Source organism: Streptomyces sp. PKU-EA00015, from assembly GCF_013387495.1.
Lineage (GTDB): Bacteria > Actinomycetota > Actinomycetes > Streptomycetales > Streptomycetaceae > Streptomyces.
Genome location: NZ_JABZEE010000004.1, coordinates 210,156 through 232,334 on the forward strand (window position 1 = coordinate 210,156; position 22,179 = coordinate 232,334).

Consider the following 22,179-nt stretch of genomic DNA (forward strand, 5'->3'; position numbering starts at 1 on the left):
GCTCCCTGTCGGCGGCTTGCTCGGGGCCTTCAGGCAAACACCCGAGTCGTCGCTTACCCGGTCAGGGGAGGGCAGTGGCGTGGTTTTTCACCGGTCCGGTCGCACCGATGGCCGTGGCGGTGGCCCGGCATCGGGAGACCGCGGCGTGCCCCGGGGACGCTGTGGCGGCAACGGGATCTCGCCCCGGACGTGGTCCAGGGACTGCCGGCGGGCGGATCCGGGAGCGTCCAGGCCGGCCGGGCGGGCCGGCCGGCCTGGACGTCGTGCGTCAGACGAGGTCGAACCGGTCCAGGTTCATCACCTTGTCCCACGCCGCGACGAAGTCGTTCACGAACTTCTCCTTCGCGTCGTCGCTCGCGTAGACCTCCGCGAGCGCGCGCAGCTCGGAGTTCGAACCGAAGACGAGGTCGGCACGGGTGCCGGTCCACCTGACCTCGCCCGTGGCGGCGTCGCGCCCCTCGAACGTGTTCTGGTCCTCTGACGTCGCCTTCCACGTCGTGCCCAGGTCGAGCAGGTTGACGAAGAAGTCGTTGGTCAAAGACCCGGGCGCCGCGGTGAAGACGCCGAGCTGCGACTGCTGGTGGTTCGCCCCCAGCACGCGAAGGCCACCGACGAGCACCGTCATCTCGGGCGCGCTCAGGGTCAGCAGGTTCGCGCGGTCGAGCAGCAGGTACTCGGCCGGCAGCCGGTTGCCCTTCCCGAGGTAGTTGCGGAACCCGTCGGCCGTCGGCTCGAGCGCGGCGAACGACTCCACGTCGGTCTGCTCCTGCGACGCGTCCACGCGACCCGGTGTGAAGGGGACCTGGACGTCGAAGCCGGCCTCCTGGGCGGCCCGCTCGACCGCCGCACCGCCGGCGAGCACGATCAGGTCGGCGAGCGAGACCTGCTTGCCGCCGGCCCGGTCCGCGTTGAAGGACTGCTGGATTCCCTCCAGGGTGCGCAGTACGGTCGCGAGCTGGTCGGGGTCGTTGACCTCCCAGCCGCGCTGCGGCTCGAGGCGGATGCGCGCACCGTTGGCGCCGCCGCGCTTGTCGCTGCCGCGGAAGGACGAGGCCGACGCCCACGCGGTGGACACGAGCTGGGACACCGTGAGGCCCGAGTCGAGAACCTGGGCCTTGAGGGCGGTGACGTCCTCGGCGTCGATCGGCTCGTGCGTCCTCGCGGGCAGCGGGTCCTGCCACACCAGCGTCTCGGAGGGGACCTCGGGGCCGAGGTAGCGCGCGACGGGGCCCATGTCGCGGTGGGTCAGCTTGAACCACGCGCGGGCGAAGGCGTCCGCGAACTCGTCGGGGTTCTCCAGGAAGCGCCGCGAGATCTGCTCGTAGACCGGGTCGAAACGGAGCGAGAGGTCGGTCGTCAGCATCGTCGGGGCGTGCGTCTTCGACGGGTCGTGGGCGTCCGGCACGGTTCCGGCGCCGGCGCCGTCCTTCGGCCGCCACTGGTGCGCGCCGGCGGGGCTCTTGAACAGCTCCCACTCGTAGCCGAACAGGATGGTGAAGAAGCTGTTGTCCCACGTGGTCGGGGTGTCGGTCCAGATCCCCTCGAGGCCGCTGGTGATCGCGTCACCGCCCTTGCCGGTGCCGAAGGAGTTCCTCCAGCCCATGCCCTGCTCCTCGATCGAGGCGGCCTCGGGGTCGGGGCCGACATGGTCCGCCGGGCCCGCGCCGTGCGTCTTGCCGAAGGTGTGACCGCCCGCGATCAGCGCGACCGTCTCCTCGTCGTTCATCGCCATCCGGCGGAACGTCTCACGGATGTCGCGGGCCGCGGCGATCGGGTCCGGATTGCCGTTCGGGCCCTCCGGGTTGACGTAGATGAGGCCCATCTGGACCGCGCCGAGGGGGCTCTCCAGCTCCCGGTCGCCGGTGTAGCGCTCGTCGCCGAGCCACGTCGACTCCGGACCCCAGTAGACGTCCTCCTCGGGCTCCCAGACGTCCTCACGGCCGCCCGCGAAGCCGAAGGTCTTGAAGCCCATCGACTCCAGGGCGACGTTCCCCGCGAGAATCATGAGGTCGGCCCACGAGAGGTTCTGGCCGTACTTCTTCTTCACCGGCCACAGCAGGCGGCGGGCCTTGTCGAGGTTCCCGTTGTCCGGCCAGCTGTTGAGCGGGGCGAAGCGCTGCTGGCCGGCCCCGGCGCCGCCGCGGCCGTCGCTGATCCGGTAGGTGCCCGCGCTGTGCCACGCCATGCGGATCATGAACGGGCCGTAGTGACCGAAGTCGGCGGGCCACCAGTCCTGCGAGGTCGTCAGCACCTCGGCGATGTCCCGCTTCACGGCCGGGAGGTCGAGGCTCTTGAACGCCTCGGCGTAGTCGAACTCCTCGCCCAGGGGGTTGGCCACGGCGGGGTTCTTGGCGAGGATCTTCAGGTTGAGCCGCTCCGACCACCACTGGCGGTTTCCACCACCCTGAGTCGGGTGCGGGGCGCGCCCGTGCGCGACCGGGCAGCCACCTCCCCCCTCCGTCTTCGCGTCGGTGACGATTGCGTCAGGGTTCTCAGCCATGGGAATCCTTCCGGACTATGCGGATCACGGTGCTCAGGAATTGCATGAGGTGGAACGACCGGGGCACAGGCCCCGGTGAACGGCCCCGGCCTCGTCGATCGAGAAGCCGCAGCCGTCGGACGCGGTCGGTCGAGGTCCTCGCCGACCGCGCGGTCGGCGTGGCGGTGGTCGCCCCCTTGGCTCTTGCCGGAACCGATCCTACGATGGACAGAGTCCAGGTCAAGAAGCTTGCCGATCCCATATCCCATCGGAATCCGGACATCTGTCAGTGAACTTGAGGTATACCACCGAGCCTGAACGGGTGAACCGACATGAGTGACCTGCTGGAGCGACTGCGAGGGCGTGGCTGGCGGCTGACCTCCCAGCGGCGTGTCGTGGCGGAGGTCCTCGAGGGCGACCACGTCCATCTCACGGCCGACGAGGTACTCGCCCGTGCGGTACAGCGGCTGCCGGAGATCTCCCGGGCGACCGTCTACAACACCCTGGGCGAGCTGGTCCTGCTCGGCGAGGTCATCGAGGTCTCCACGGACGGCCGCGCCAAGCGCTACGACCCCAACGCGCACCGCCCGCACCAGCACCTGGTCTGCTCCGGTTGCGGCACCATCCGGGACGTCCACCCGGCCGGCGATCCGCTGGCCGACCTCCCGGCCGGGGAACGGTTCGGATTCACGGTCTTTGAGGCCGACGTCACCTACCGCGGCCTGTGCCCCTCCTGCGCCTGACACGCCGTCATATCCGAAGCGCCCGAGTGATGCTGTTTTCCGGAGCTCAGGGCCGGGCAGTGCCGGTGAGCGGCGATCCGGGGCGGTTCAGCCGCCAGATCACGTCGGTCCCGCTGTCCCCGGGAGCCACGGGCGGCGACACCTGTTCGCGCCGGACCTCGGTGAAACCCAGGCGCCTGGGAACGGCCCCGCTGGCCGCGTTGGCCAGGTCGTGCACGATGTCCACGTACGCCACGTCCGGTAGCGACGCGAACGCCTCGGAGACCACGGCCGCTGCGGCCCGGGTCGCGATACCCCGCCCGACGGCGGCGGGGTGCAGCCAGTACCCCATGAAGCGGCCCTGGGGCTCGTCGGCACGGTAGAGGGAAATGCTGCCCACAAGCGCGTCGTTCGCGGTGATCGCGTAGTTGTACGCGTCGCCGCTCTGCCACTTCGGATCGCAGTCGGCGAGGAACTCCCGGGTGTGCTGCCGGCCGTGGCGGGCCACCCACGGCATCCACGGCCGCAGGTGGTCGAGCGATTCCTCGATCATCCGGAACAGGGCGTCGAAGTCGCTCTCCGCCCGCCAGCGCCGCAGGGCGAAGTCCTGACAGTCAATGGTCTCGCTCGGCTGCACCATGGCGGCATCGTCGGCCTCCGGAGGGGATCACCGCAATCGGATATCGGTGACGGTCGACTGCCTCGGAGCCCCGAACCCCCTGGGCGATCCAACGACCCCGTCAGAGCTGCGAGTTCGAGATCGGGTCCGGCGGGGCTCCGCTCCGAACCGCGGGCGGCCTCCATGGGGACCAGTCGGGGCGCCGGCACGCTGCAGTCGACACGGTCACCCCCGCCGCCCATCGTTCTGCCCCTCTGGTGATCTCCGACGGTCGGCGGGTGGAGCACAACGGCCGGACCACCCTCGGGCGCCCGCACCTACGGCGCGGTGCCGGTAGCCGCGGCCCCTGCCGTCTGTGACGCAGGGGCCGCGGTCGGCCCTCTCATCGCGTCAGGTAGTCCTCCCTCAGGGCGTTGAGTATCCGAGCAGCCTCCGGAAGGTCCGCCTTGCGGCAGCGCGCAGCGGCCGTCGTCAGCCGGGCGATCGCCTCATGGAACCGGCCCAGGCCGTTCCCCTCGATCAGGGCGGCGATCCGGACCGCTTCGGCGCGGGGCACCTCGCCTTGCTCACCGCCCTGTTCATGGGCGGCGATGGCGGCCTCCGCCTCGGCCAGGGCCTCCGGAAAGCGTTCCGCCTCCGCCAGGACACGGGCGCGGCGGTAGTGCACTTCGCCGCTCTCGTACCAGGCGACGAAGTTCTCGGTGCCCTCCGGCACATCGGCCCCGATCGCGTCGGCCTGCGCCAGGTGGCCGAGCGCCGTGTCCACGCCGTCTGCCTCCCGGGCCAGCATGGTCAGACGCGCGAACTCGCGCATCATGTGCGTGATCAAGGACGGGTTCGGCGCCTCGGCGTGCGACGCGACGGCGCGCTCGTACGCCGTGCCCGCCGCTTCCCAACGGTCGGCCATCGCCAGCGCGGTGGCCGCCTCCGCCGCCACCATCGTGTGGACCGCACGGTCGTCCTCCCACGCGGCGACCGTGTCCGCAAGCCGCAGGAACTCCTCGGCCGCGGCCAGGTACTCCTCCAGCTCCCGCAGCCCGCGCGCCAGAGTCAGCCGGGCCTGGGCGAGCAGTCGTTCGTCGAGGGAGGAGGCCGCCTCGTCGGACAGCACGGATTCCAGTACGGCGACGGCGTCGGCCTGCTGCCCGGTGCGAGCCAGGACGTCGGCGAGCTGAAGCCGTATGTCGGTGGCCTCGTTGTGCGCACCGTCCTGGTCGAACCGTGCGGCCGCCTCTGAGAGGTGGCGCACGGCGCCGCCGGAGTCCCCGAGATGCGAGGCGGCGTGGCCGAGCAGCGCGTAGGCGGGTGCCAGCGCGAACTCCGTGTCGTCGTAACGGACCGCGTCGGAGATCGCCCGGTGCAGCAGATCCACCGCCTCCGCCGGTTCGTCCTTGGACAGAAGGATCTGGGCGAGCAGGGCGCGCGGGCGCGAACCGCGCCAGGGCCGCCCGGAGGCGTCCACGTCCTTCAGAGCCGCGCGCAGCTCCGCCTCGGCGCGCACGGCGTCACCGCGGCGGCCGGCCATGTCCGCCAGGAACTGCCGTGCGTTGGCCACCTGGTGGGGAACGGACAGGCGCTCCGCTTCGGAGTGCAGTGTGCGGGCGAACCGCTCGAATCGCTCCATGGCCGAACCGGAGGCCTCCGGCAGTCGCCGCAGCGCCTCCTGATAGGCGGCGAAGGTACAGGAGTACAGCAGAGCGAGGTACTCCAGCACGCGCTCCGCCTCCCCGTCCACTCCGGACGCGGCCTCGCCCTCCCCGAGGGACCCGCCCGTGAACGGAGCCTCGGTCTTGAGACGCTCCGCCTCGCGCAGGGCCTCGTCGACGGCGGCACGGATCGCGTCCGCGTCCAGCCGCTCGGTGCCGTGGTCCGCTCCCCGGCCCTCCTGCGAGGCCACGTCGTCCGTGTGGTCGTCAAAGGCAGCCGACCATGCGAGCGCGCGCGTGCGTGCGGAGAGCGCGTGCCAGGGCATCCCGAGCCGCTCGAACAGATCGGCGGCCCGCCTCAGTTCGGTGATGCTCTCGGTGTCGCGGTCCTCCTGCGCGAGCCGGTACGCGCGCTGCTCGGCGAGCTCCGCGCGAAGAAGGTCCTCCGGTCCGATCCGGTCGTCGTGCGTGGCGGTGCCGTCGGCCAGGCGTTCGGCGACGCGGGTCCAGAGCCTGGTGCCTGCGGGATTCCCCACGGACGCCATTCGCCGTGCTTCGCGCACAAGGGAGACGAAGTCCTCGGGCACGTCCGGCCCGATGGGTGACGCGGGAACGGTCTCCGGCGCCCCCCGCGTCGCGGAAGAGCGGGTGGTGGACGTCCGCAGCCCGAGCGGCAGGGGCTCGTCGAGCAGCGGGCGCTGCGCGAGGCGCAGCCGGCGGCGGTCCCCGACGGCCGTGGTGCCGTTGCGCGCGTCGAACGCGGTGGTGAGCCGATCCGCCTCGGAGCGGACATGGGCGAGGAGTTCGCCCGCGGTCCAGTTGCGTCCGGGGGGACCGGCGACAGCGGTGTCGGTGTGCCCGTCCTCGACGAGACGGGCGAGCAGCGCCTCGGCGCCGGTGAGGAAGCCCAGGCGGGCCAGCGGGGCGCCGGTCGCGTCGAAGAGGGGGCGGTTCTCGGCGAGGATCTCCAGCCCGCGGCCCTCGTTGCGTGACAGGGCGCAGAACTCCAGGTGCATACCGACCTCGTCCTGCATGCCGGTGTTGCCGCGAACCCGCCGATAGCCGGTGAGATGGTGGGAGCGGGCCTCGTCCGTACGTCCGACACGCAGCAGCGGCAACAGGGCGCGCGCCTGGCTCATCTGCGGCTCCTCGCTGCAGCCCATGCTGCCGTCGAGGACCGGCCGCCACGTCTCGAGAGCTCCGGCGTCGTCGCCCGCCGTCACCTGGTGCCAGGCGACGTGCCGGGTCTCGCAGGCCTCGCAGTCACTGAGCTCCGTACGGGGCCGAGTGGCCCAGAGATCGTACGCGTCGGCGACGCCGGTGCCCGTGTGGTGCGCGACGTGGTAGCGCATCGCCGCCACCGGCTGCATGCCGTGATCGGCCGCCTCGTAGCGGGTGCGCATCTGCTCGATCCAGCCGTGGACGGTGGCACGGGGCACCTCGGGCACCTGCAGCAGGGACGTCGTCACCCACTTGAAGCGCCAGAAGACCTGGTGGGCCTCCCACTGGCTGAACGATTCGGGAGCGGTGTCCCACAGCTTGAGCAGCCGGGCGAACACGACGGGCGACTTGCGGTGTTCGCCGGTGAACTCGTACGCCGACATCAGCTCCAGCAGGGCGGTGACGAGGACGTCGGGCTTCTCGAAGGGCTCGGCCGCCTCGACGAGTTCCTCCGCGGTGATGGTGCGTTGCAGCCCGTGGGGGCGGTCGTTGTTCTCGCGCAGCGCCTCGACCACGGCCTCGGGGGTGTCCAGCATTACAGTTCCTTCCGGGGCTCGGAGCCGGGTGCCGCCGTGCCGGGGTGGTGCATGGCGTGGGTGAGCAGGCCGATGAAGGCCCGGTTGAGCAGGGCGCTCTCGCTCGCCCGGAGCGGGCGGCGGCTGAGCAGCAGGGCCTGACCGTAGAGGGCCTCGGCGGCCGTGACAGCCAGCCCGCGCTCGGTGATGGTGATCGCCTGGCGGACCAGCGGGTTGAGATGGTTCAGGACGAGCTGGGCGCGCGGGGTCTCGTGGCGCAGCGAGCCGAGGATGTCGGCCCACAGGCCGTCGCTGTCGGCTGCGAGGCTCGACCTGGTCCGCTCGTGGCGCGCCTCCCGGTTGTCGAGGAGCAGCGCGGGAGCGGTGACGGGCTGGAAGTCACGCAGGACGACGTCGCAGTCGTGGACGCCGATCGTCTCCCGGGCGACTGCGAGAAAGGCCGCCGCGCGCAGTTCGGCGGTCGGGTCCACGGCGTCCAGATGGGCGGTGACGGTGGCCGGGTCCAGGTCGGTGACCGCGGTGCCGGGGCGGATCTCGGGCAGCCGGTGCACGAGGTCGCGGTCGTAGGTGTAGCCACCGTTCACGACCCCCAGGCCGGCGGCCGAGGCGATGGGGGCGACCTGGCGGAACTCCTCGACACTGCGTGTGACCAGGAGGGTCGGGTGGGTCCGCGCGAACTCCTCCAGCGTGACGTTGCCGTCGGTGGTCTCGAACGGCAGCCACGGCAGCACGATGCGCAACAGCTCGTCGTCGTAACGGGCGAGCGCCTTGACCGCGAGGTGGTGTGTGTCGATGAAGCGGTGCAGCAGGGACGGATCGCTGGCGGCGAGTCCGGTGAGCCAGTCGCGGATCCGGTCGCCCAGGGCGTCCCGGACGGCGGACAAGGTGCCGTCCTCGTACAGCGCCTCCCGCGACGCGGTCGGCCGCAGGCTGGTGGTGTCGACCACACAGCGCACGAAGAACGCCCACTCCGGGAGCAGTTCGGGCGCCTGGTCCGTGAGCAGCATGCCCTTGAGATGCACGCGGTGCCCCGCGCGCTGCGCCGGGCTCACGGCGGTGGGAAGGACGTAGGCGACGCCGCGCAGCCCGGCCGCCGGAAGGTCCAGCTCGATGGTGTCGAGCGGGGTGAAGTCGAAGAGGCTGCGGCAGTACGCGGTCAGCGCCTCGCGGCGGGCCAGTGGGGAGCGGTGGGTCTGCTGCCACGGCGGTGTTTCGTTGACCTGGTGGGTCGCGCCCCGCGGCTCGACGACGGTGACCTCGTGCCGCAGAAGACCGCCGTAGTGCCGGGCCAGGGAGACGACCTGCTCCGGGCTCGTCCACTCGGCGTTGTCGGCGCGCGGGACGAGCCGAACGGTGGTGCCCGGCTCGGGCACGGCCGAGGCGGGCAGGGTGCGGATGGTGTAACGGCCGTCGGAGTGGCCGCGCCACTCGACGGCGGGCGCCGACGGGTCGGCCGCGGACCGGCTGAGCACCGTGATCTCGTCGGCCACGACGAAGCAGGCGAGCAGCCCGATACCGAACTGGCCGATGAACTCCCCGCGTGCGGCGTCGAGCCCGGCGCCGTCCAGGGCGCCTTCGGCGGTCCGCTTGGAGCTGCGCCCGATGGTGGCGAGGAACCGGTGGACGTCGGCCTCGGTCAGACCGATGCCGGTGTCGGTGACGGTGAGGGTGTCACCGGTGCGCACCGTGATGGCGCCGGGCGCGCCGGGTGCGACCGCCTCCCGGGCGGTGATGGCGTCCACGGCGTTCTGCAGCAGCTCACGCAGGTAGACGCGAGGGCTCGAGTAGAGGTGGTGGGAGAGCAGGTCGACCAAGCCGCGCAGGTCGACCTGGAAGGTGTGATCGGTTTCGGCGTGGGGCACTTGGCAAAGTCTTTCGGTGGGCTCGCCGCTCGGGGAGCGGCGGGCGGGGATGCGGACGGAAGAGTGGGGAAGGTGCAGGAGGACGAGGAACGGCCGGACCGGGGCAGCGGGACCGGCGGAGGCCGCGGGAGTCGCGGGCCTTCCCGGTCGGATCCGCCGTCCGGGGCACATCGCAGAGAGAGGGACCGTCGGGCAGGAAGCCGTCGACAGGCGGCCCGACGGTGAATCGGCGACCGACGCCGACACCGAAACGGTGACGCGACCGGACGCCTCGGTGCTCGTGGCCCCCCGGCTCAGCGTCCGGTGGAGGAACGCTGCTTCCGGTACGCCGCGGCGGGATCGGAACCGTTCAGGTAGTACCAGGGGAACTCGGTGACGCGGCCCCCGGTTGCCTGGAAGCAGTCTCGCGCGGCGGTGTTGTCCCCGGCCAGCGAGAAGGCCATGGCGAAGGTGTTGAGGACCTGGATCCACCCTCCCCGGCGGACGAAGTCCGGATGCCGGAACGAGTGGTCGGCGGCCTCCCGCAGGGACGCCGTCACCTCGGGCCGGCGCATGTACACGGCGTCCGGTCCGTCGTCGAGGGACAGCCACTCCTCGATGTGCGCGATCGCGACGAGCTGGCCCAGCGGCGTGCCGCCAGGAGCGCTGAAGGCGGATTCCCGTGCGAAGGCGTGCATCTCCTCATGCGAGCCACCCCATTTGTCGCACACCTGCTGCAACTGCTGCTGGTGCGCTCCCAGATGGTGCCGGTCGCGTCGCACCGTCGCCTCGAAACGGCGTCGCGCGGTGGTCTGGCCGACCTGGAGGCCGCGGCCGGTGATCTGGAGGCCGTACCAGGGCGAGGTCCACTGCGGCTCGCGCTCCGCCACCTCGTAAAGCCACTGCTCGGCCGTGCGCAGCCGCGAGTGGAACACCTCGAACTGCTCGCGTGAGACGTCCTTCGCCCGGGCCCCGGTCCGGGCCTCCCACCCCCAGCTGATGTGGCGGATCCCCGCCACAAGCCGGGGCAGTGTCGCCTCGGGTTCGGCTTCGAGGACTCCGGCGATCCACCGCTCCACGCCCGCTGTGTCGCCGACGGCCCACAGCAGTTCTGTCCGGTCCTCGCTCTCGGGACGCGCTTCGAGCACCTCCCGTACCGTGGTCCAGTCCGCCGCCGCGGCGGCCTCCCGCACGCGCCGCACGTCGGGATCGCCGGAATCCTTCTGTACCTGCGCGACCGGCCGGCCTGCCCATTTCCCCAGCGTGAGCCCCCATTCACGGAGCAACGCCATGTCCCCACCCCTTGTTGTGTTCGAACGGGGAGGCCAATGATCACCCCCCTCGTGGACGTAGTGACTATCACGCGTGACCGACAATCGCACACCCGCTTCCCCGTCCGGCGGCTGCGGCCCCGCAGTCCGCCGCAGGGGTTCGCCACCCGTGCGACCGGAGCAGAGGGCCGTCCGGCCGGCGTGCAGTCGGCGAAGGCCGCCGTGACCGCCCTCCGAGGCGCGGCCGAAGCCGGCGAACCCCAGTCGGCGAAGGCCGTGTTGTGGACACGAACACGCCGGCCACCTCCGCCGGTGTTCCAGCGCATAGAGGGCGCCTTCTGCCGCCACTACCCGGAGTTGTCCCCCCACCGAGCCCGGCCGTCCTTGCCCATGAAGCACTTCATGGGCCGCCCGTCGACGGTCGTCGCGGTGGCGCCCACGGGGGAGCAGTACGGCCCGAACTGGACACCGGGCCGGCTGCCGGTGCCGCCTCGGGGTCGCCGAGGGCGATGAGCCACAGGTCGACCTGTGTCCCGGCCGAGACCTCGGTGTCGGGTTCCGGCTGCTGCCGGCACACCTGCCAGTCGTCCAGGTCCCGCGATGCGATGAGTTCGCCGGACGTGTCGAGCCGCGAGCCCCAGACGCCGACGCGTCGCCGGACGCCGTGCGGGGGGCGCAGGACCGCCAGCGGTCTCGGAACCCGCGTCACCCGCGAAGCGGGATCGCCCCTCAGGAGGACGAGTGCGTCCTCGGTGAGCGCGGCGCCACCCGAGCCCCTCGTGGTAGAGGGCCGGCACCGTCTCTCTACGGCCTGACACCCGTGCGTCTGCCGGACGACCCTAGAGCCCGAAGACCTCCGGGGTCACGGCCAGCGCCCTGAAGTACTCGTGCGGATGGGCCACGAGCCTGCGTGCCTTCAGGTCCATCAGGCCGCCGACACCCGTCACCTCGGCCGCCACCGTGCCGTCGGACGTGCGGACCGTCTGCTCGATGCGGAAGGTCTTGCCCTCACCCCAGACGAAGGCGCACGTCACCTCCACCTCGTCGCCCGCCCGCAGTTCCCGCAGGTAGCGCACCGTGACCTCCAGGGCCACCGGGCCCACACCCTTGTCCAGAAGGTCCGTCTGCCGGATGCCCGCCTTCTGCAACAACGACCAGCGCGCGTGCTCCGCGTACTGGAGGTAGACGGCCTGGTTCAGGTGGCCCTGGGTGTCGGTCTCGTATCCGCGCACCACAACGGGTACCGAAAACGGCTCTGCCACGGCATTCCTCTCGACAACGGCACTCACTGAGCGGCTGCTCGTCCGAGGCAACCTCTCAGCGGCCCCCGGCATTCCACGCGCACGAAGACCATGCGCGTCACTGCGGTCAGGAGGAGCGAGAAAGCGTTTGCCCGCGGGCGGACGGCTGACCAGGATGAGCGTTGGCTGGTCAACCATCTCTGCGAGGGGTCTGCGGTGACGATCGTGACGAGGACCGACGGCTTCGATCCGGCTTCCCTGGAGGAGGCTGTCTCCGCAACGGCGGACAGGACGGGATTTTCCGGCACGGTCCGTGTCACGCGGAACGGAGAGCCGGTGTTCACCCGGGTGTTCGGGATGGCCTCACGCCGGTGGTCCGTACCCAACACGCACGCCACGCGATTCCGCGTGGCGTCGGTGTCCAAGATGTTCACAGCAGTGGCCGTCCTGCAGCTCGTCGAGCGGAAGCAGATACGCCTGGACGACGCACTGGTGGAGTTCGTGAAGGACCATGTGCCCGAGCTCGATCCGCGTGTCACGGTCCACCACGCCCTGACGATGACGGCGGGCATCGGCGACTGGTTCGAGGAGGGCAGCGACGACTGGGAGGCCGAATGGGCGGCCCTGACGTCCTCCCACCCGCTCTACCTCCTGCGGGACAACAAGGACTACCTGCCGCTGTTCGCAGGGAAGCAGCCCCACTTTCCTCCCGGGGAACGCCATCTCTACAACGGCGCCGGCTACATCCTGCTCGGCCTGCTCATCGAATCGGTGACCGGCCGCTCCTTCGAAGAGGAGATCGCGGAAGACGTCTTCGCCCGCGCCGGAATGAGTGCGTCCGGGTTTCCGGCCCTGGACGACCTGGGGCCGGACATCGCGGAGGGGTACCTCGCCACCGCTGACAGCGCAACGCCGTACCGGACCAATCACTATGCGACCACCCCTCGTGCCGCTGCCGACGGAGGGGCCACGTGTACCGCCGCGGATCTGACGGCCTTCGCCCACGCACTGCGCCACGGACGGCTGCTGAACGAGGAGACCACGCGTCTGGCACTGACCCCGCAGGTCGACGAGCGTGAGGAGAAGGTCCGCGGCTACCGGTGGATGTACGGCTTCGGCCTCACCCACATCCTCGACGACGAAGGAACCGTCGTCCGCTGGGGCCACACGGGCGAGGAGGACGGGGTCAGTGCCCGTCTCTACCACTACCCGCAGCAGGACTTGGACGTCGCCGTACTCGGCAACATCAGCTGGTGCGCCGGCGACATGGGGTGGGCCGTCCACGACGCCCTCGTCGGCAAGCGGGACAGCCGCGTGCCGTAGGACGCCGAGCAGCAGGCTCAACGCCCCGGGGGCCTGGCGGCTTCCGGGGTACGGCACCCGAGCCCGGCCAACACCCCTCCTGGACCCGCTTCCTGTCGGGGACGATGTGCTTCCGTGACGGACCCACGCGTCCCTTCATCCCGAGAGGAAGTCCATGAGTACGGACACCGATGTTCTCGTCCTGGGAGGCGCCGGCGTGGACACCATCGTGTACGTCCCCGAGTTGCCGCTCCCCTTCGCCGACAGCTACATGATCCGTCCCGGGATCGAGACGCGGGCGGGACAGACCGGGGACTTCGTCGCACTCGGGTTGAGCGCACTGGGCCTGCGCACCCATCACCTCGATGTGATCGGTGACGATCACGAAGGCGACCTGGTCCGTGCGGTTCACCGGGAGCGAGGCCTCGCGTTCACCGAGGTCGTGCTGCCAGGCGGCACCAAGCGCGCGGTCAATCTCGTCAGCCCTGACGGACGGCGGCTCTCCCTGTACGACGCCAGCCGCTCACAGGAGGGCGACCGGTTTCCGGAAGCGACGGTCAGGGCATTGGCCGCAGGGAGCCGCCACGCCCATGTCTGCATCACCCACCCCTGCGCCCATGCTCTTCCCGTCCTCCGCGAGACGGGCCTGACCGTCTCGACCGACCTGCACGACTGGGACGGCGTCAACTCCTACCACGAGCCGTTCGCGTACCAGGCGGATGTCGTCTTCCTGTCCACCACGGCCTTGGCCGACCCCGAGCGAACCATGCGGCAGATCACCGAGCGCGGCCGGGCCGAAGTCGTCGTCGCGACGGCCGGGGCCGAGGGCGCGTACCTGCTTGCCGACGACGACATCACCCACATTCCGGCCGTCCCGCTCCCCGCGCCGGCGGTGGACACCAACGGCGCGGGTGACGCCTTCGCGTCCGGCTTTCTCTACGGCTGGCTGGCCGGCCGATCACCGCACCGGTGCGGTCTGTACGGCGCGGTGACCGCGGCCCACGCCTGTACCGTGCCGTCGACGAGAACCGCGCCCCTCAGCCGCGACGAACTCCACTCGCGCGTGGCGCAGTTGGAGTCCGAGACGCCGGTGCATCCGGTGCCCGCCGACGCAGGCGGACGTGGGTGACCGAGGGGAGCGGGCCCCGAGTGGTTCCCACACGGACGCCGGCGGTGTTCCTTCAGCCGACCGCGTCGAGCAGCAGCTTCGCGGCCACCATTGCCCCGTCGGTGCGGATCGTGCCGGCCACGGCCCTCGCTCGTGCGCGGGTCTCGGGGGTCAGCGCCGTCCCGAGCGCGGTCGACAGGGACTCGAAGGTCGGAGTCGGACCGTCGTGTGCCGCGCCGATTCCCAACTCGGCCACCCGGCCGGCCCAGTAGGGCTGGTCCACGAATTGGGGGACGACCACCTGGGGCGCGCCGGCCCGGGCGGCCGTCGTCGTGGTGCCTGCGCCGCCGTGGTGCACGACGGCGGCCACCCGGCCGAACAGCGCCTGATGGTTGACCTCGCCGACGACGAAGCAGTCGTCCCGGTCGTCGATCAGGGCCAGGTCGGCCCAGCCTCGCCCGACGAGTGCGCGGCGGCCCTGCGCGCGGATCGCCTCGACGGCCACCCGGGCGACGTCCGTCGAGGCGCGCATGGGCATGCTGCCGAAGCCCACGTACACCGGTGGAGTGCCGGCGTCCAGGAACGCCACCAGCTCGGCCGGGAGCGGGCGGTCGTCCGGGAGGATCCACGCGCCGGTCTGCACGATGTCGAGGTCCGCCCACTCCTGCCACGTGCCCAGGCTCGGGTCGGCCGCCAGCCACGGCTGGTCGGTGAAGACGTGGTCGCGGACGTTGTCCACCGGTGGCAGACCGATCGACGCCCGGTGGCTGTTGAGCGCCTCGCCGTACAGCGCGTTCACGCGCTCGGCGTCCAGTTCCCACAGCACCAGGTTGTCGGTCACCTCCGGTGGGAACGGCCGGCCCGGCCGCGGCGGCGGCGGGTAGTGCGGCGACGGCAGTTCGAACGGATGGAAGCAGGCGTACACGTAGCGGATGCCCAGTTTCTCGGCCACCGACCGTGCGCCCGCCGGCATCAAGCCGGTCGCCACCAGCGCGTCGCATCCCTCGGCCGCCGCGGCAAGCGTGTCGAACCGTGCGGCGACCAACTCGGCCGCGATCCGGAACGCGTCCGCCGCCGTCGGCGGCGTCACGCCGGTCACCAGCGCCCGCACCGCCGGGCCGAACGGCACCAGCGGCACGCCGACAGCGGCCAGCAGTTCCGCGAACTCCTCGTCCGGCGGCGCGCACACCCTCACCTCCGCGCCGAGTTCCCGTAGTTGCACTGCGAGTCCCACCACCGGTTCGACGTCCCCGCGCGACCCATACGTCGACAACACCACACGCACTTCGCGACTCCCATGTTCCGCAGATTCTGACCTCGGCCGGCGATTCTGCGGTACGGCACGGGTCTTGCCGCAAGCCCCCCAGCGCGCTATACGTTAAACATGGCAAGGAGTGGCTGTTTCCCTTGCCATGTCGTCCGCCGCGCACAACGTCCTCCTCGCGAAGCGGCGGTGCGCCGCGTACGGCGGTACGTCGGCCCAGGAGGATCTCTCGCCGCGCTGACGAAGAACCGTGCCGCAGCAGTCCTTGACGAGTCGTTGTGACAGCCGTCTCCCGGTGGGCGCAGTCGGCGAGCGTCGCCATCTCCGCCATCGCGCCGTTCTCCTCGGCGCTCCATGACGACATCCGGGCAAGTGGCTCGCCCCGAGAGCGACCGCTTCCGCGGACGTCGCCGCCTCGCCGAGGCGTTCCGCGTGGTCGGATGCGCACATCTCGTACGGCGGTGCGTCCTACAGGATGAAGGGAAAGCCGTCGTGGTCAGGTGGTGCGTCGCCGCTTCGAAGGGCTTGTCCGTCCACAGTGGGAGATCGAGGCAAAGAGGAGTACCCACTCCTCGCCACTCTCAACTTATAGCGCACCGGGGGGCTTGCGGCAAGGCCCCGGTCATGCCGCAGAATCGCTGACCGAGGCCAGAACCTGGGGAAATGGGAGATTCGCGAAGTGCGTGTGTTGTTGTCAGTTCATGGGTGGTGCGGTGACGTCGGGCCGGTGGTGGAACCCGCGCTGCCATTGCGGGAATTCGACGCCGAGGCGCGAGTGTGCGCGCCGAACTTCGCGAGTGCGACCTCACATCGGAGCGGATGACATGAACCCACTGACCACCAGCGCTTTCGACCTTCCCGATCACCTCTCGCCCAAGGCCGATCCGACGCTGATCGCCGGCGACGAGGAGCACTTCGCGGCCATCGCGGAGAACCTCGAGCAGGCGATCGCAGAACTTTCCGACAGCCTCGATGCCGAGCGCAGGGCGCCCGGCGGCATCGGCCGGCAGGCGATGGAGCGGGACGCGGAGATCCACTGGCTGACCGGTCGCCTGCGCGCCCTGCGTCGCTTCGGTCTGGACCTGTGCCTCGGACACATCGTCAGCGCAGACGACCCCGAGCCCGTGTACATCGGACGGCTCGGCCTCACCGACAGCGCGGGGCGCCGGCTGCTGCTCGACTGGCGCTCGCCCGCCGCTGAGCCGTTCTTCGCGGCGACCCACGCCAACCCGATGGGTCTGGCAAGCCGCCGCAGATATCGCTGGACCCGCGGCCGGATCAGCGACTACTGGGACGAAGTGTTCACCGCCGAGGGGCTTGAAGGGCACGCCGCGCTCGACGACCAGTCCGCCTTCATCGCCAGCCTCGGCAGCAACCGGTCGGCCCGGATGCGAGACGTGCTCTCCACCATCCAGGCCGACCAGGACGCCATCATCCGGGCGGGGTCCCGTGGCGCTCTCGTCGTCGACGGCGGTCCGGGTACCGGGAAGACCGTCGTCGCTCTGCACCGCTCCGCCCACCTCCTCTACTCCGACCCCCGCCTCGGTCACCGTCGGGGCGGCGTGCTGTTCGTCGGTCCGCACCGGCCCTACCTGGCCTACGTCGCCGACGTCCTCCCCAGCCTCGGAGAGGAGGGCGTGCAGACCTGCACCCTGCGGGACCTCGTCGCCGAGGGAGCCGGAGCAGCGATCGAGACCGACCCGGACACGGCCCTCCTGAAGTCGTCCGCGAACATGGTGAAGGCGATCGAGACGGCCGTCAGGTTCTACGAAGAGCCCCCCACCGAGGGGATGACCGTCACGACCTCCTGGTCCGACATCCGGCTGGGCGCCGACGACTGGGCCGAGGCGTTCGAAGCAGCAGAACCAGGTACTCCGCACAACGAGGCGCGCGAGCAGATCCGGGAGGAACTGGTCACCATCCTCACGGACAAGCACAGCGGCGACGTCCCGCCCGAGGTGTTCCGGAAGTCGCTGCTGCACGACAAGGAGCTGGTCGAGACCCTCAACCGCGCCTGGCCGCTGCTCGAGGCGGCCGACCTCGTCGGAGACCTGTGGTCGGTACCCGCCTACCTGCGGATGTGCGCGCCCTGGCTCAGCCCCGACGACGTGCGGAAGCTGCAGCGCGAGGTCGCGCAGGCATGGACGGTGTCCGACCTGCCGCTCCTGGACGCGGCACGGCAGCGGCTCGGCGATCCGGAGGCGGCGCGTCGTAAGCGTCGGCACGAGGCCGCTGTCGCCGCCGAACGCGCGCGCATGGCCGATGTCATCGACAACGTGCTCGCGGCCGATGACGACGGTGAGGGTGCGGTGACGATGCTGCGCGGACGGGACCTGCAGGGCAGCCTGATCGACGAAACCACGTCGGCCGGCGCTGAACCGGACCTGCTCGCCGGCCCGTTCGCGCACGTCGTCGTGGACGAGGCTCAGGAACTGACCGACGCGGAGTGGCAGATGCTGCTGCTCCGGTGCCCGTCTCGGAGCTTCACCATCGTCGGGGACCGTGCCCAGGCCAGGCACGGGTTCACGGAGTCGTGGCAGGAACGGCTCGAGCGGATCGGCCTCGACCGGATCAACGTGGCCTCCCTGAGCATCAACTACCGGACGCCGGAAGAAATCATGGTGGAAGCCGAGCCGGTCATCCGGGCCGTGCTCCCGGACGCCAATGTGCCGACCTCCATCCGCAGCAGCGGCGTCCCCGTCGTCCACGGATCTGTCGCGGATCTGGACTCGATCCTCGACACCTGGCTCGCCGCGCATGCCGACGGGATCGCCTGCGTCATCGGCGATCCCACCTTCCGGGCGACGCCCCGCGTCCGGTCGCTGACCCCGGAGCTGTCGAAGGGCCTCGAGTTCGACCTGGTCGTCCTCATCGACCCACAGACGTTCGGCAAGGGGATCGAAGGAGCTGTCGACCGCTATGTCGCGATGACCCGAGCGACCCGGCAACTCGTCATCCTCACGAGCTCCTGACGTCGGCCAGGACGACGTGATCGCCGCCCGGCGATCGCGTCCGCCGCCGCCAAGAGCGGCGGCCGGTGGAGCGCACTGTTCGCATGTGTGCAGCGAACTTCGTTCTCCAGATGCGGCATTCACGTCCCGAAAGGCTGAGCGTCGACCCGGCCGGTTCCGGCGGCTCCCACCGCCGTCGGGACGGTATCCGGTTCCTCTTCGATCGTCACAAGCCGCCCGCGCCCGTAGCGCCCGGCCCGCCGTGGTGGGGGCATGGCGGTTCAGGCCTCGGTCTGCCCGTCACCGCCCTGGTCCCGGCTCTCCGTGGCTTTCTGCGCGGACGGGCGCAAGAGGTGTTCTCCGGCGAGTTGGACCGCTTCGCGCCTGGTGTACCCGGGGTGGTCCGCGACGATGAAGTGGCGGCCGATGGCGAGTGCGAACGTCAGGATGCTGCGCGCCTCGATCTCGTCGGGGTCGGTGAGGAAGGCGCCGAACATCCTCCGCAGGAACTCCATGCGTTCGTTGTCGATGCGCCGCAGGCGCTTCGCGACGGACGGGTCGTGGCGGGCCCAGACCCGCACCGCGAGATCGATCCGGTGGAGGTCTTCGGAGAAGGTCAGTTGACCGGCGCGCCGGATCCTCTCGGCGGCGTCGCCGCCCTCGGCGTCGACCTGGGCGATGACCTCTCCGGTGCAGCGGCGTTCCCACTCGTCGAGCATCTCCGTGAGCAACGCGGGACGGCCGTCGAAGTACCCGTAGAAGCCGCCCTTCGTCACGCCCAGTTCGGCGGCGAGCGTCTCGACACGAACCGCGTCGGGTCCTCCACGGGCGAGTGCTGCGAGGCCCGCCTCGATCCAGCGGCCTCGTGGTGTGCGAGCCACGGCAGTGGGCCACCTCCATTGATCGCGTCGGAGTTGTACGTTACCGTACACATGGAATTGTACGGTGCCGTATAAACGAGAGGCCCAACTGTGCCGCGACTCGCAGAGACCGCCTACACCGAGCAGCCGTGGCGCATCCACGAACTCACGAAAGACTTCTCCGTCGAGGACGTGTGGTCGTTCCGCACTCCAGGAGCCGGGCCCGACGACTTCCCGACGATGCTGGCGGCGATGCGAGCAGCCGGCGGCCCCGCGAAGCAGCCCTGGCCGGTGAGGCTCTTGTTCACCGTTCGGTGGAAGCTCGGCGCAGTCCTCGGCTGGGACAGGCCGTCGGCGGGCGTCGGCGGGCGGGTCGCCTCGCTGCGCGACCGCCTGCCCGGCGACCTCCGCGACGCTCCGCGTGGACCGGACGACGAGGCCATGCCCCTCACGGCGGTCTACGAGCTCGGCAGGGAATCCGCTCGGGAGCTGGCGAACAAGACCGTGCACACCGTGATGCATCTCGGCTGGGTCCAAGGAGCGAACGGCGCATACGAACTGCGGATGGCCGTCCTCGTCAAACCCAACGGACGGTTCGGGCGGCTCTACATGGCCGCCATCGCGCCTTTCCGGCACCTCGTCGTGTACCCGTCCCTGACCCGGCAATGGGAACGAGCCTGGCGCGACCGCAACGATGTTAAGGCGACGTACGACGACGGGAGGTCACGTTGAACTCCAAGAAGAGACTGCTCCGTTGGGCGAGCGGGATCATGCTCGTGTTGGGGGCGGGGCACCTGTCCCTGCTGGCGCTCGTCGCCCGGGAGGACGTCACCGGCTGGGTCGATCGGGGGATATGGGCAGCCGTCCCGCTCGACCTCTCGGGCGGGGGTGCCGATCAGACGGTGCAGTCCCTGCAGAACGAGGTCGCCTTCTGGGCCGGTCCCGGGAGCTTCGCCGTGCCTCTGATTCTCCTGGGCTGCCTGATATGGCACCTCGCCGGACGCGGTGTGACGGTGCCGGCAGGAATCGGCTGGGGCCTCGCGACGTGGTGTGCGGTGGGCGGCGTCCTCCTCGTACCGTCCCCGTACTTCGCAGGGACCGTCGCCGGTGCACTCATCGTCCTGGCGGCACGGAAGGAAGACCGGTCGGGAACGGCACGGGACCGGGAAGCAGTCCAGGCCTGATCCGTGCACTCCGCGTCCCCGATCTCCGGGCTTTGCATGATCATGCGAGATGGTGCATAATCTTCCTATGTCCAAGGTCCTCACCTCCCTGCCCGCCGGCGAGCGCGTCGGCATCGCCTTCTCGGGCGGCCTCGACACCTCGGTCGCGGTCGCGTGGATGCGCGACAAGGGCGCCGTCCCGTGCACCTACACCGCCGACATCGGCCAGTACGACGAGCCCGACATCGCCTCGGTGCCCGGCCGTGCGAAGACCTACGGCGCCGAGATCGCGCGCCTTGTCGACTGCCGCGCCGCGCTGGTCGAGGAGGGCCTGGCCGCACTCACCTGCGGGGCGTTCCACATCCGCTCGGGCGGGCGCGCCTACTTCAACACCACGCCGCTCGGCCGCGCCGTCACGGGCACCCTCCTGGTCCGGGCGATGCTCGAGGACAACGTACAGATCTGGGGCGACGGCTCGACCTTCAAGGGCAACGACATCGAGCGGTTCTACCGCTACGGACTGCTCGCCAATCCGAACCTGCGGATCTACAAGCCCTGGCTGGACGCGGACTTCGTGACCGAGCTCGGCGGCCGCAAGGAAATGTCGGAGTGGCTTCTCGCCCACGACCTTCCCTACCGCGACAGCACGGAGAAGGCGTACTCCACCGACGCCAACATCTGGGGCGCCACCCACGAGGCCAAGACCCTGGAGCACCTGGACACCGGCGTGGAGACCGTGGAGCCCATCATGGGCGTGCGGTTCTGGGACCCCTCGGTCGAGATCGCCACCGAGGACGTGACCATCGGCTTCGAGCAGGGCCGCCCGGTGACGATCAACGGCAAGACGTTCGCCTCCCCCGTCGACCTGGTGACGGAGGCGAACGCCATCGGCGGCCGGCACGGCATGGGCATGTCGGACCAGATCGAGAACCGGATCATCGAGGCCAAGAGCCGCGGCATCTACGAGGCGCCCGGCATGGCCCTGCTGCACGCGGCGTACGAGCGCCTGGTCAACGCCATCCACAACGAGGACACCCTCGCCCAGTACCACAACGAGGGACGGCGCCTCGGCCGGCTGATGTACGAGGGCCGCTGGCTGGACCCGCAGGCGCTGATGGTCCGCGAGTCGCTGCAGCGCTGGGTCGGCGCGGCGGTCACCGGCGAGGTGACGCTGCGGCTGCGGCGCGGTGAGGACTACTCGATCCTCGACACCACGGGCCCCGCGTTCAGTTACCACCCGGACAAGCTGTCCATGGAGCGCACCGAGGACTCGGCGTTCGGTCCGGTGGACCGGATCGGCCAGCTCACCATGCGCAACCTCGACATCGCCGACTCGCGCGCCAAGCTGGAGCAGTACGCCGGGATCGGCCTGATCGGCACCGCCCATCCCGCGATCGGCGCAGCCCAGGCGGCCGCGACCGGGCTGATCGGCACCCTGACGGAGGGCGGCGCGGAGGCCATCGCCTCCCGCGGCGAGGTCTCCGCCGAAGACGAGTTGCTGGACCGCGCCGCGATGGAGTCCGGCACGGACTGACCGAGGCGCACCCGAAGGGCCGGTTCGGCGCCGTTGGTGCCGAACCGGCCCTTTGGGTATCCGGGCCCGAGGCGGCGGCCCTGACCCGAGCACCGGCTCCTGGGGCTCGGTCACCGGAGCCGGACGATCACGGCCCTGGCTCGTTCAGCCGAGCACGAGCGGGATCTTCGCGGTCGGCTCGCCCAGCGCGGCTTTCTCCGCGTCCGTCGGAGCGCGGCGTCCGGTCCCGACCAGCAGCGCGTCCTTGTCGGAGAACGACGCAGGAATCCTCGTGCCAGGCGTCGGCGATCACGTTGCCGAGGATGCCGACGCGTTGTCCCGTACATCGGGCCTGTCCATGGGGCAGTTCGGGGCTCGGCGTTCAGTGCGGTGCCAGGGGTGCCACGCCACCGGCTACTGGTCGGAAACCTCAGATCTCACG

Annotated in this window: 16 protein-coding genes and 1 pseudogene; 7 read left to right on the top strand and 10 right to left on the bottom strand. The window is 70.6% G+C overall.

Annotated elements, in window-relative coordinates; genetic code table 11:
- Positions 1-268 precede the first annotated feature (268 nt).
- On the bottom strand, positions 269-2,500 hold the full coding sequence (katG, locus tag HW130_RS04710; protein WP_177148108.1) for a catalase/peroxidase HPI: 2,232 nt from the start codon (positions 2,498-2,500) through the stop codon (positions 269-271).
- 311 nt (positions 2,501-2,811) lie between these two features.
- Here katG and HW130_RS04715 point away from each other — a divergent pair, with 311 nt between their 5' ends.
- The gene (locus tag HW130_RS04715; RefSeq protein ID WP_177148109.1) at positions 2,812-3,222 is read left to right on the top strand and encodes a Fur family transcriptional regulator; all 411 of its coding nucleotides are present in this window, start codon (positions 2,812-2,814) and stop codon (positions 3,220-3,222) included.
- Positions 3,223-3,268: 46 nt separating this feature from the next.
- Here the strand turns inward: HW130_RS04715 and HW130_RS04720 are convergent, their stop codons facing one another.
- The 6 genes from HW130_RS04720 to HW130_RS04745 form a co-directional block, all read right to left on the bottom strand.
- Positions 3,269-3,841 (bottom strand): GNAT family N-acetyltransferase, encoded by a 573-nt coding sequence (locus HW130_RS04720; RefSeq protein WP_177148110.1) that lies wholly within the window; start codon positions 3,839-3,841, stop codon positions 3,269-3,271.
- 361 nt (positions 3,842-4,202) lie between these two features.
- Complete coding sequence (locus HW130_RS04725) at positions 4,203-7,223, bottom strand: hypothetical protein (protein WP_177148111.1); 3,021 nt, start codon at positions 7,221-7,223, stop codon at positions 4,203-4,205.
- Positions 7,223-9,085 carry an HSP90 family protein gene (locus HW130_RS04730; RefSeq protein ID WP_177148112.1) on the bottom strand — a complete coding sequence of 621 codons (1,863 nt, stop codon included), beginning with the start codon at positions 9,083-9,085 and terminating at the stop codon, positions 7,223-7,225. The genes HW130_RS04725 and HW130_RS04730 overlap by 1 nt, the downstream gene beginning before the upstream one ends.
- 293 nt (positions 9,086-9,378) lie before the next feature.
- Complete coding sequence (locus tag HW130_RS04735; protein ID WP_256355851.1) at positions 9,379-10,356, bottom strand: hypothetical protein; 978 nt, start codon at positions 10,354-10,356, stop codon at positions 9,379-9,381.
- Positions 10,357-10,735: 379 nt separating this feature from the next.
- Positions 10,736-11,044 (bottom strand): hypothetical protein, encoded by a 309-nt coding sequence (locus HW130_RS04740; RefSeq protein ID WP_177148113.1) that lies wholly within the window; start codon positions 11,042-11,044, stop codon positions 10,736-10,738.
- A gap of 130 nt (positions 11,045-11,174) precedes the next feature.
- Entirely contained in the window at positions 11,175-11,597 is a 423-nt protein-coding gene (locus tag HW130_RS04745) for a thioesterase family protein (protein WP_177148114.1), read from the bottom strand.
- Between the two features lie 195 nt (positions 11,598-11,792).
- Between HW130_RS04745 and HW130_RS04750 the strand changes: the two genes are divergently transcribed.
- Positions 11,793-12,899: a serine hydrolase gene (locus tag HW130_RS04750; RefSeq protein WP_218183111.1), complete on the top strand. Its 1,107-nt coding sequence runs from the start codon at positions 11,793-11,795 to the stop codon at positions 12,897-12,899.
- A gap of 154 nt (positions 12,900-13,053) precedes the next feature.
- On the top strand, positions 13,054-14,007 hold the full coding sequence (locus HW130_RS04755) for an adenosine kinase (protein WP_177148116.1): 954 nt from the start codon (positions 13,054-13,056) through the stop codon (positions 14,005-14,007).
- Between the two features lie 52 nt (positions 14,008-14,059).
- Here HW130_RS04755 and HW130_RS04760 read toward each other — a convergent pair whose 3' ends face one another.
- A complete protein-coding gene (locus HW130_RS04760; protein WP_177148117.1) occupies positions 14,060-15,271 on the bottom strand; it encodes a glycosyltransferase in 1,212 nt (403 codons plus the stop codon).
- 803 nt (positions 15,272-16,074) lie between these two features.
- Between HW130_RS04760 and helR the strand changes: the two genes are divergently transcribed.
- Positions 16,075-18,222 (top strand): RNA polymerase recycling motor ATPase HelR, encoded by a 2,148-nt coding sequence (helR, locus tag HW130_RS04765; RefSeq protein WP_177148118.1) that lies wholly within the window; start codon positions 16,075-16,077, stop codon positions 18,220-18,222.
- Positions 18,223-18,482: 260 nt separating this feature from the next.
- On the opposite strand, the gene HW130_RS04770 is transcribed toward helR, so the two are convergent.
- The gene (locus tag HW130_RS04770) at positions 18,483-19,082 is read right to left on the bottom strand and encodes a TetR/AcrR family transcriptional regulator (RefSeq protein WP_177148119.1); all 600 of its coding nucleotides are present in this window, start codon (positions 19,080-19,082) and stop codon (positions 18,483-18,485) included.
- Between the two features lie 90 nt (positions 19,083-19,172).
- Here HW130_RS04770 and HW130_RS04775 point away from each other — a divergent pair, with 90 nt between their 5' ends.
- The 3 genes from HW130_RS04775 to argG all read left to right on the top strand — a co-directional run bounded on the left by HW130_RS04775 (position 19,173) and on the right by argG (position 21,758).
- Positions 19,173-19,793, top strand: a complete 621-nt coding sequence (locus tag HW130_RS04775; protein ID WP_177148120.1) for a DUF2867 domain-containing protein — start codon at positions 19,173-19,175, stop codon at positions 19,791-19,793.
- A complete protein-coding gene (locus HW130_RS04780) occupies positions 19,790-20,245 on the top strand; it encodes a DUF6463 family protein (RefSeq protein ID WP_256355852.1) in 456 nt (151 codons plus the stop codon). Before HW130_RS04775 ends, HW130_RS04780 begins: the two co-directional genes overlap by 4 nt.
- A 67-nt stretch (positions 20,246-20,312) precedes the next feature.
- Positions 20,313-21,758 carry an argininosuccinate synthase gene (gene argG / locus HW130_RS04785; protein ID WP_177148121.1) on the top strand — a complete coding sequence of 482 codons (1,446 nt, stop codon included), beginning with the start codon at positions 20,313-20,315 and terminating at the stop codon, positions 21,756-21,758.
- Between the two features lie 144 nt (positions 21,759-21,902).
- On the opposite strand, the pseudogene HW130_RS35660 reads toward argG, so the two are convergent.
- A pseudogene (locus HW130_RS35660) lies at positions 21,903-22,034 on the bottom strand (maleylpyruvate isomerase); the annotation flags it as partial.
- Between the last annotated feature and the right edge of the window lie 145 nt (positions 22,035-22,179).

What these genes read in the sequence shown, in the direction of transcription:
- katG (WP_177148108.1), bottom strand. Translation starts at nt 2,500, where the DNA reads ATGGCTGAGAACCCTGACGCAATCGTCACCGACGCGAAGACGGAGGGG.
- HW130_RS04715 (WP_177148109.1), top strand. Translation starts at nt 2,812, where the DNA reads ATGAGTGACCTGCTGGAGCGACTGCGAGGGCGTGGCTGGCGGCTGACC.
- HW130_RS04720 (WP_177148110.1), bottom strand. Translation starts at nt 3,841, where the DNA reads ATGGTGCAGCCGAGCGAGACCATTGACTGTCAGGACTTCGCCCTGCGG.
- HW130_RS04725 (WP_177148111.1), bottom strand. Translation starts at nt 7,223, where the DNA reads ATGCTGGACACCCCCGAGGCCGTGGTCGAGGCGCTGCGCGAGAACAAC.
- HW130_RS04735 (WP_256355851.1), bottom strand. Translation starts at nt 10,356, where the DNA reads ATGGCGTTGCTCCGTGAATGGGGGCTCACGCTGGGGAAATGGGCAGGC.
- HW130_RS04755 (WP_177148116.1), top strand. Translation starts at nt 13,054, where the DNA reads ATGAGTACGGACACCGATGTTCTCGTCCTGGGAGGCGCCGGCGTGGAC.
- helR (WP_177148118.1), top strand. Translation starts at nt 16,075, where the DNA reads ATGAACCCACTGACCACCAGCGCTTTCGACCTTCCCGATCACCTCTCG.
- argG (WP_177148121.1), top strand. Translation starts at nt 20,313, where the DNA reads ATGTCCAAGGTCCTCACCTCCCTGCCCGCCGGCGAGCGCGTCGGCATC.